This is a genomic window from Pseudomonas yamanorum (genome assembly GCF_013386765.1).
GTDB lineage: Bacteria > Pseudomonadota > Gammaproteobacteria > Pseudomonadales > Pseudomonadaceae > Aquipseudomonas > Aquipseudomonas yamanorum_A.
The window spans coordinates 22,640-31,928 of the sequence record NZ_JACARE010000012.1; the positions used below are offsets into that span (position 1 = coordinate 22,640).

The window sequence follows — 9,289 nt, forward strand, 5'->3', positions numbered from 1 at the left end:
CCCGCCAGAACCGCTAACCGCCCCATGCGTATCCACGTCAGCTTCATCGACCGCGTCGGCATCACCCAGGAAGTCCTGGCCTTGCTCGGTGGGCGCAATCTCAACCTGGATGCGGTGGAAATGGTGCCGCCCAACGTCTACATCGACGCTCCAACCTTGAGCGCCGAAGTACTGGAAGAACTGCGCGACGCACTGTTCAGTGTGCGCGGCGTGCAAGCCGTGACCGTGGTCGACATCCTCCCCGGCCAACGCCAGCACCTGCAACTCGATGCCCTGTTGGCCGCGATGACCGACCCGGTATTGGCCCTGGACAGCGCCGGCAAGATCCTGCTGGCCAACCCGGCCTTGATCGCGCTGTACGGCCGCGAGCCCGCCGGCGAAAGCATCAACGAACTGTTCGATGACCCAACGTTGCTGGCCACCTTGCTGGAACACGGCTTTCGCCTGGCCCTGCGGGAAATCAGCGTCAACGGCCAGACTTTGCTGCTGGACGCCACGCCGATCACCGACGCCGGCGCCCTGTTGACCCTGTACCAACCCAACCGCATCGGCGAACAACTGTCGGCGCTGCACCACGACCATGCCGAAGGGTTCGACGCGCTGCTGGGCGAGTCCCCCGCGATTCGCACCCTCAAGGCGCGGGCGCAACGGGTGGCGGCGCTGGATGCACCGTTGTTGATCCAGGGCGAGACCGGCACCGGCAAGGAACTGGTTGCCCGCGCCTGTCACGCCATCAGCGCCCGCCACAGTGCGCCGTTCCTGGCCCTGAATTGCGCGGCGCTGCCGGAGAACCTGGCCGAGAGCGAACTGTTCGGCTACGCCCCCGGCGCCTTCACCGGCGCGCAGCGCGGCGGCAAGCCGGGGCTGATGGAACTGGCGAACCAGGGCACGGTGTTCCTCGACGAGATCGGCGAGATGTCGCCGTACTTGCAGGCCAAGCTGCTGCGGTTTCTCAACGACGGCAGCTTCCGCCGGGTGGGCGGCGACCGTGAGGTGAAGGTCAATGTGCGGATCCTCAGCGCCACCCACCGCGACCTGGAAAAGATGGTCAGCGAAGGCACCTTCCGCGAAGACCTGTTCTACCGCCTCAACGTGCTCAACGTCGAAGTGCCGCCCCTGCGCGAACGCGGCCAGGACATCCTGCTGCTGGCCCGCTACTTCATGCAGCAGGCCTGCGCGCAGATCCAGCGCCCGGTCTGCCGCCTGGCGCCCGGTACCTACCCTGCCCTGCTGGGCAACCGCTGGCCGGGCAACGTGCGCCAGTTGCAGAACGTGATCTTCCGCGCTGCGGCCATTTGCGAAAGCAGCCTGGTGGACATCGGCGACCTGGACATCGCCGGCACCTCGGTGGCGCGCCAGAGCGATGGGGAAATCGACAGCCTGGAACAGGCCGTGGAAGACTTCGAACGCACCTTGCTGGAGAAGCTGTACGTCAGCTACCCGTCCACCCGCCAACTGGCCAGCCGCCTGCAAACTTCCCACACCGCCATCGCCCACCGGCTGCGCAAATACGGCATCCCCACAAAACCCTGAAGCAACTCGGTCAACCCTGTGGGGAGCCAGCTTTTGTGGGAGCTGGCTTGCCTGCGATAGCATCAACGCAGTGTGACTGACACACCGAGGTGCCAGCATCGCGGGCAAGCCCGGCTCCCACATTGATTGCATTCCAGCTCCGACATCAAAAGCGACCTGCACCTGTACTGAAAGCGCTACAGTGGAACGATATCGATACAACACCTTTCAACCGTCGCCATGCAAGGCTTTGATCCTCATAGGCTTTTTTTCGCCCTCCAACCTGTAGCGATATCGCTACAGCTGTATTTTCTACATCACCCCCAAAAATCAATAACCAATTGATTTATAAAGATAAAAAAACATTGGCCGCGTTTTTGCTAAGCAACTCCCCATTATTCCAATCCCGTCCACCAGACGAATCTGGCCCTGAGGAGTTTCCATGAGCGAGTTGCGCTTTACTGAAGATCACGAATGGCTGCGCGCCGAAGCCGACGGCAGCGTGACCGTGGGCATTACCGCTTTCGCGCAGAACGCGCTGGGTGATGTGGTTTTCGTGCAACTGCCTGAGCTACAGTCCTACGACAAAGGTGCAGAAGCTTCCACCGTTGAGTCGGTCAAGGCCGCCAGCGGTGTGTACATGCCCCTGGACGGCGAAGTCCTCGAAGTGAACGACAAACTGGACGGCAGCCCCGAACTGGTCAACGAAGACCCGATGGGCGAAGGCTGGTTCTTCCGCTTTAAACCGGCTGATGCCGATGCAGTAGCTAAGCTGTTGGATCAGGATGCGTACGACCGCCTGATCAAAGCCAACGCTGAAGCCTGAGGAGCGCGCCATGACTAATCTGACCACCGCCAACGAATTCATCGCCCGCCACATCGGCCCGCGCCAGGAAGACGAGCAACAGATGCTCGCCACCCTGGGCTTTGACTCCCTGGAAGCCCTGAGCGCCAGCGTGATCCCGGAAAGCATCAAGGGCACCGCCGTGCTGGGCCTGAGTGATGGCCTGAGCGAGGCCGATGCACTGGCTTCGATCAAGGCGATTGCCGCCAGGAACGAGCTGTTCAAGACCTACATCGGCCAGGGCTACTACAACTGCCACACGCCGTCGCCAATCCTGCGCAACCTCCTGGAAAACCCGGCCTGGTACACCGCCTACACGCCTTACCAGCCGGAGATTTCCCAGGGCCGCCTGGAGTCGCTGCTGAACTTCCAGACGCTGATCAGCGACCTCACCGGCCTGCCGATCGCCAACGCATCCTTGCTGGACGAAGCTACCGCCGCTGCCGAAGCCATGACCTTCTGCAAACGCCTGAGCAAGAACAAGGGCAGCAACGCGTTCTTCGCCTCGGTCCACAGCCATCCGCAAACCCTCGACGTGCTGCGCACCCGTGCCGAGCCACTGGGCATCGACGTGGTGGTGGGCGACGAGCGTGAACTGACCGACGTCAGCGCCTTCTTCGGCGCCCTGCTGCAATACCCGGCCAGCAACGGTGACGTATTCGACTACTTTGAGCTGACCGAACGCTTCCACGCCGCCAACGCCCTGGTGGCCGTGGCCGCCGACCTGCTGGCCCTGACCCTGCTGACCCCGCCGGGCGAGTTCGGCGCCGACGTGGCCATCGGCAGCGCGCAACGCTTCGGCGTGCCGCTGGGCTTCGGTGGCCCGCACGCGGCGTACTTCTCCACCAAGGATGCGTTCAAGCGCGATATGCCGGGCCGTCTGGTCGGTGTGTCCGTCGACCGTTTCGGCAAGCCGGCCCTGCGCCTGGCGATGCAGACCCGCGAGCAACATATCCGCCGCGAGAAGGCCACCAGCAACATCTGCACCGCCCAAGTGCTGTTGGCCAACATTGCCAGCATGTATGCCGTGTACCACGGCCCCAAAGGCCTGACCCAGATTGCCAACCGCGTTCATCACCTGACCGCGATCTTCGCCAAAGGCTTGAGCGCGTTGGGCCTGGCGGTTGAACAAGCCAGCTTCTTCGACACCCTGACCATCAAGACCGGCGCACAAACTGCCGCCCTGCACGACAAGGCCCGCGCCCAGCGCATCAACCTGCGTGTGGTCGATGGCGAGCGTCTTGGCCTGTCGGTAGACGAAACCACCTCCCAAGCCGACATCGAAACCCTGTGGAGCGTGTTCGCCGGTGGCAAGGCCCTGCCGGACTTCACCGCACTGGCTGCCAGCGTTGAAAGCACCCTGCCCGCCGCGCTGCTGCGCCAGTCGCCGATCCTCAGCCACCCGGTGTTCAACCGTTATCACTCCGAAACCGAGCTGATGCGCTACCTGCGCAAGCTGGCCGACAAGGACCTGGCCCTGGATCGCACCATGATCCCGCTGGGTTCGTGCACCATGAAGCTCAACGCCGCCAGCGAAATGATCCCGGTGACCTGGGCCGAGTTCGGTGCCCTGCACCCGTTCGCCCCGGCCTCGCAAAGCGCCGGCTACCAGCAACTGACCACCGAACTGGAAGCCATGCTCTGCGCGGCCACCGGTTACGACGCGATCTCCCTGCAACCGAACGCCGGTTCCCAGGGCGAGTACGCGGGCCTGCTGGCCATCCGCGCCTATCACCAGAGCCGTGGCGAAGAACGCCGCGACATCTGCCTGATCCCGTCGTCGGCCCACGGTACCAACCCGGCCACCGCCAACATGGCCGGCATGCGCGTTGTAGTCACCGCGTGCGATGCCCGCGGTAACGTCGACATCGAAGACCTGCGCGCCAAAGCCATCGAGCACCGCGAACACCTCGCGGCACTGATGATCACCTACCCGTCCACCCACGGCGTGTTCGAAGAAGGCATCCGCGAAATCTGCGGGATCATTCACGACAACGGCGGCCAGGTGTACATCGACGGCGCCAACATGAACGCGATGGTCGGCCTGTGCGCCCCGGGCAAGTTCGGCGGCGACGTGTCCCACCTGAACCTGCACAAGACCTTCTGCATCCCGCACGGCGGTGGCGGCCCGGGCGTCGGCCCGATTGGCGTCAAATCCCACCTCACGCCGTTCCTGCCCGGCCATGCCGCCATGGAACGCAAGGAAGGCGCGGTCTGCGCCGCACCGTTCGGCAGCGCAAGCATCCTGCCGATCACCTGGATGTACATCAGCATGATGGGCGGCGCGGGCCTCAAACGCGCTTCGCAGCTGGCGATCCTGAATGCCAACTACATTTCCCGTCGCCTGGAAGAGCACTACCCCGTGCTGTACACCGGCAGCAATGGCCTGGTGGCCCACGAATGCATCCTCGACCTGCGCCCGTTGAAAGACAGCAGCGGCATCAGCGTGGATGACGTGGCCAAGCGCCTGATCGACTTTGGTTTCCACGCCCCGACCATGTCGTTCCCGGTGGCCGGCACCCTAATGATCGAGCCGACCGAAAGCGAATCCAAGGAAGAACTGGACCGCTTCTGCGACGCCATGATCGCCATCCGCGAAGAGATTCGCGCAGTGGAAAACGGCACGCTGGACAAGGACGACAACCCGCTGAAGAACGCACCGCACACCGCGGCGGAACTGGTGGGCGAATGGAGCCACCCCTATAGCCGCGAGCAAGCGGTGTACCCGGTTGCGTCGCTGATCGAAGCCAAGTACTGGCCGCCGGTTGGCCGGGTCGACAACGTGTTTGGCGACCGCAACCTGGTGTGCGCGTGCCCGTCGATCGAAAGCTACGCGTGATCTGACTGACTGAACTCGGTCAAATGTAGGAGCTGGCCTTTGTGGGAGCTGGCTTGCCTGCGATGCGGGCACCTCGGTCTATCAGGTAGACCAGGGTGATGCTATCGCAGGCAAGCCAGCTCCCACACAAGCCCGGTTTCTACACTGAGCGAGCAAGTCTTCCAAAATAATAAGAAACCGGAGAACAACCATGTCCCTTAGCGTGTTCGACCTGTTCAAGATTGGCATCGGCCCCTCCAGCTCCCACACCGTCGGCCCGATGCGCGCAGCTGCCCGATTTGTTGAGGGGCTAAAGCGTGACAACCTGCTGAGCGCCACCAATGGCATCAAGGTGGAACTCTATGGTTCGCTGGGCGCCACCGGCAAAGGCCACGGCAGCGACAAGGCCGTGTTACTGGGCCTGGAAGGCGAACACCCGGACACCGTGAATACCGAAACCGTCGCCGCACGCCTTGCGCAAATGCGCGGTGACGGTCGTTTGAACTTGCTCGGCGAACACAGCATTGCGTTCAACGAGAAAGAACACCTGGCGATGATTCGCAAGCCTCTCGCCTACCACCCCAATGGCATGATTTTTCGTGCCTTCGACGCCGCAGGTATCCAGATCCGCAGCCGCGAGTATTACTCGGTCGGCGGCGGGTTTGTGGTGGATGAAGACGCTGCCGGCGCTGACCGGATTGTCGAAGACACCACGCCGCTGACCTTCCCTTTCAAGCACGCCAAGGACTTGCTTGGCCATTGCGCCACTTATGGGCTGTCCATCAGCCAGGTGATGCTGACCAACGAAAGCGCCTGGCGCCCCGAAGCGGAAACCCGCGCAGGCCTGCTGAAGATCTGGCAGGTGATGCAGGATTGCGTGGACGCAGGCTGTCGCAATGAAGGGATATTGCCCGGAGGCCTGAAGGTCAAGCGCCGCGCCGCCGCGCTGCATCGCCAACTGTGCAAGAACCCGGAATCGGCGCTGCGCGACCCGTTGTCGGTGCTGGACTGGGTCAACCTGTACGCCCTGGCGGTCAACGAAGAAAACGCCAATGGCGGGCGCGTCGTAACGGCGCCCACCAACGGTGCGGCCGGGATTGTGCCGGCAGTGTTGCACTACTACATGCGCTTTATCCCGGGTGCCAGCGAAGACGGCGTGGTGCGCTTCCTGCTCACCGCCGCAGCCATCGGCATCCTGTACAAGGAAAACGCCTCGATCTCCGGCGCCGAAGTCGGCTGCCAGGGCGAAGTCGGCGTGGCCTGCTCCATGGCGGCCGGCGCTTTGTGTGAAGTGCTGGGCGGCACGGTTTCCCAGGTGGAAAACGCCGCAGAAATCGGCATGGAACACAACCTGGGTCTTACCTGCGACCCGATTGGCGGGCTGGTGCAGGTGCCCTGCATCGAGCGCAACGCCATGGGCTCGGTCAAGGCCATCAATGCGGTGCGCATGGCCCTGCGCGGCGACGGGCAACACTTCGTGTCCCTCGACAAAGTCATCCGCACCATGCGCCAGACCGGCGCCGACATGAAAAGCAAATACAAAGAAACCGCCCGTGGCGGTTTGGCGGTCAACATTATCGAGTGCTGACGCCCACAAGCGCGTCCGCACGTTTTTCAGGAGCTGAATATGTCCACCGAAACCCTGTTGAAAACCCCGTTGCACGCTCTGCACATCGAGTTGGGCGCACGCATGGTGCCCTTCGCCGGCTACGACATGCCGGTGCAATACCCGCTGGGCGTGATGAAGGAACACCTGCACACCCGTGAACAGGCCGGGTTGTTCGATGTGTCCCACATGGGCCAGATCCGCCTGACCGGCGCCGGTGCCGCCAAGGCCCTGGAAAGCCTGGTGCCTGTAGACATCATCGACCTGCCGGTGGGCATGCAGCGCTATGCAATGTTCACCAATGAGCAAGGCGGGATCCTGGATGACCTGATGGTCGCCAACCTGGGTAATGACGAACTGTTCCTGGTGGTGAACGCTGCCTGCAAGGACCAGGACCTGGCCCACCTGCGCCAGCACATCGGTGACCAGTGCACCATCGAGCCGTTGTTTGAGGACCGCGCCCTGCTGGCCCTGCAGGGTCCGGCTGCCGTCAGCGTACTGGCGCGCCTGGCACCGGAGGTCAAGCACATGACCTTCATGCAATTCGCACCGACCCGCCTGCTGGGCGTGGACTGCTACGTCAGCCGCTCGGGCTACACCGGCGAAGACGGTTTCGAAATCTCGGTGCCGGCCGCCAGTACCGAGGCCCTGGCGCGCAGCCTGCTGGCCGAAACCGAAGTACAGGCCATCGGCCTGGGCGCCCGCGATTCCCTGCGCCTGGAAGCCGGCCTGTGCCTCTATGGCCATGACATGAACACCGAGACCACACCGATTGAAGCCAGCCTGTTGTGGGCGATCTCCAAGGCCCGTCGTGCAGACGGCGCGCGTGCCGGTGGCTTCCCGGGCGCCGACGCGATCTTCACCCAGCAACAAACCGGTGTGAGCCGCAAACGCGTGGGCCTGTTGCCGCAGGAGCGCACACCGGTGCGTGAAGGTGCTGAAATCGTCGACGAACACGGCACCGTGATCGGCAGCGTCTGCAGCGGCGGTTTTGGCCCGAGCCTGGGCGGCCCGCTGGCCATGGGTTACCTGGACAGCGCGTTCATCGCACTGGATACCGAAGTGTGGGCGTTGGTACGTGGGAAAAAGGTGCCACTGCGTGTAAGTAAAATGCCATTCGTGCCACAGCGTTACTACCGTGGTTGATTGACTGTTCCTATAAGTAACGCGGTTGCGTTAAAGCGCACTAATTTGTAACGCAACCGCCACATAAAAGTGCATTGACGATAGTCAATGTTATGTTCAGTCACCTATAACAAGTGACCAACTCTATCGAATAAACAAGCCCTCCATTGTTGACCGAAGTGTCACAAAGCCGAGCAAACGCTGGGCTTTTCCCGGGGCTTGTTTTTTCTGCCTTAGTTGGCGTAGAGTTTGACCACTGTGTTTGCATGGGTCGCTTGGAACCTGGACCTGGGCAGTAGCTGAAGTAGTTGTGCTACAACCCGTTCGACGTCTCTTACTTTCCTGCAACCCAGCCCAGTACTCTTTCATGTGAAAGGGGCTGTCATTAATTTTTTGCGTCAAGGAAATAAGAAAATGGCTGAACGTCAGAGCGGTACCGTCAAGTGGTTTAACGACGAAAAAGGGTTTGGTTTTATCACTCCAGAAAGCGGTCCGGATCTGTTCGTCCATTTCCGCGCTATTCAGGGCAACGGCTTCAAGAGCCTGAAAGAAGGCCAGAAAGTGAGCTTCATCGCGGTGCAGGGCCAAAAAGGCATGCAAGCCGACGAGGTACAAGCAGAGGGCTGATCTCTTCTGCGACAAAAAGCCTCTGATATGACATCAGGGGCTTTTTTATGGGCGCCGTACGGGTAAAAGCTCCGTAAAATGGCTTTTTTCTCAAGAGAGCCATGCCATGTCGAAACACCTGCTGAGCCCCCAAGGCGAGTTTCCCGCCGTAGGCCTGGGCCGTCGTCTGGCAGCGATGTTCTATGACTTCCTGTTGTGTACTGCCCTGCTGATCGTCACGGCCTTCATCTACAAGCTGGTGTGGATGGGGTTTGTCGGTGAGGCCAAGCTGCGGGCGCTTTCTGAGTCCGGCGCGCTGGATGGTGATCCGCTGTTGTCGACGATTTTGTTTTTTGTGTTGTTTGGGTTTTTTGCCAAGTTCTGGACCCATTCGGGGCAGACCCTGGGCATGCAGGTGTGGGGCGTGCGGGTGCAGAATGCTGATGGGTCGCGCATCAGCCTGTGGCAGGCGTTGTTGCGGTTTGTGGTGTCGATTGCTTCGTGGTTGTGCGTTGGGCTGGGGTTTATCTGGGCGCTGTTTGATAAGCACAAGCGTGGCTGGCATGACATTTATTCGGATACGCGGTTGGTGCGGGTTCCTAAGAAAAAGAAGTAGGTTTTAGATTGGGGGCATATCCGTTGCTGCGGTCAGGGCTGCTATGGGTTCCGCTCTTACAGCGGCTCACTTTTGAACAGCGCAAAAGTAAGCAAAACGCTCTTGCCCCACCACTCGGCACCTCGCTAATGCTCGGTGTGCCCTCAGCTCCGGTATTACTCC

Annotated in this window: 7 protein-coding genes; all 7 read left to right on the forward strand. The window is 61.5% G+C overall.

Annotated elements, in window-relative coordinates; all coding sequences use genetic code 11:
* Positions 1-24 precede the first annotated feature (24 nt).
* The 7 genes from HX875_RS08085 to HX875_RS08115 all read left to right on the forward strand — a co-directional run bounded on the left by HX875_RS08085 (position 25) and on the right by HX875_RS08115 (position 9,127).
* Positions 25-1,533: a sigma-54-dependent transcriptional regulator gene (locus HX875_RS08085; RefSeq protein ID WP_177042774.1), complete on the forward strand. Its 1,509-nt coding sequence runs from the start codon at positions 25-27 to the stop codon at positions 1,531-1,533.
* A gap of 421 nt (positions 1,534-1,954) precedes the next feature.
* Complete coding sequence (gene gcvH / locus HX875_RS08090) at positions 1,955-2,338, forward strand: glycine cleavage system protein GcvH (RefSeq protein WP_003220049.1); 384 nt, start codon at positions 1,955-1,957, stop codon at positions 2,336-2,338.
* Between the two features lie 10 nt (positions 2,339-2,348).
* Positions 2,349-5,195, forward strand: coding sequence for an aminomethyl-transferring glycine dehydrogenase (gcvP, locus tag HX875_RS08095; protein ID WP_177042775.1), 2,847 nt, complete (start codon positions 2,349-2,351; stop codon positions 5,193-5,195).
* Positions 5,196-5,385: 190 nt separating this feature from the next.
* A complete protein-coding gene (locus HX875_RS08100; RefSeq protein ID WP_177042776.1) occupies positions 5,386-6,762 on the forward strand; it encodes an L-serine ammonia-lyase in 1,377 nt (458 codons plus the stop codon).
* Between the two features lie 39 nt (positions 6,763-6,801).
* The gene (gcvT, locus tag HX875_RS08105; protein ID WP_177042777.1) at positions 6,802-7,926 is read left to right on the forward strand and encodes a glycine cleavage system aminomethyltransferase GcvT; all 1,125 of its coding nucleotides are present in this window, start codon (positions 6,802-6,804) and stop codon (positions 7,924-7,926) included.
* Positions 7,927-8,319: 393 nt separating this feature from the next.
* Positions 8,320-8,532 carry a cold-shock protein gene (locus tag HX875_RS08110; RefSeq protein ID WP_177042778.1) on the forward strand — a complete coding sequence of 71 codons (213 nt, stop codon included), beginning with the start codon at positions 8,320-8,322 and terminating at the stop codon, positions 8,530-8,532.
* Positions 8,533-8,638: 106 nt separating this feature from the next.
* Positions 8,639-9,127: an RDD family protein gene (locus HX875_RS08115; protein ID WP_177042779.1), complete on the forward strand. Its 489-nt coding sequence runs from the start codon at positions 8,639-8,641 to the stop codon at positions 9,125-9,127.
* The last annotated feature ends 162 nt before the right edge of the window (positions 9,128-9,289 follow it).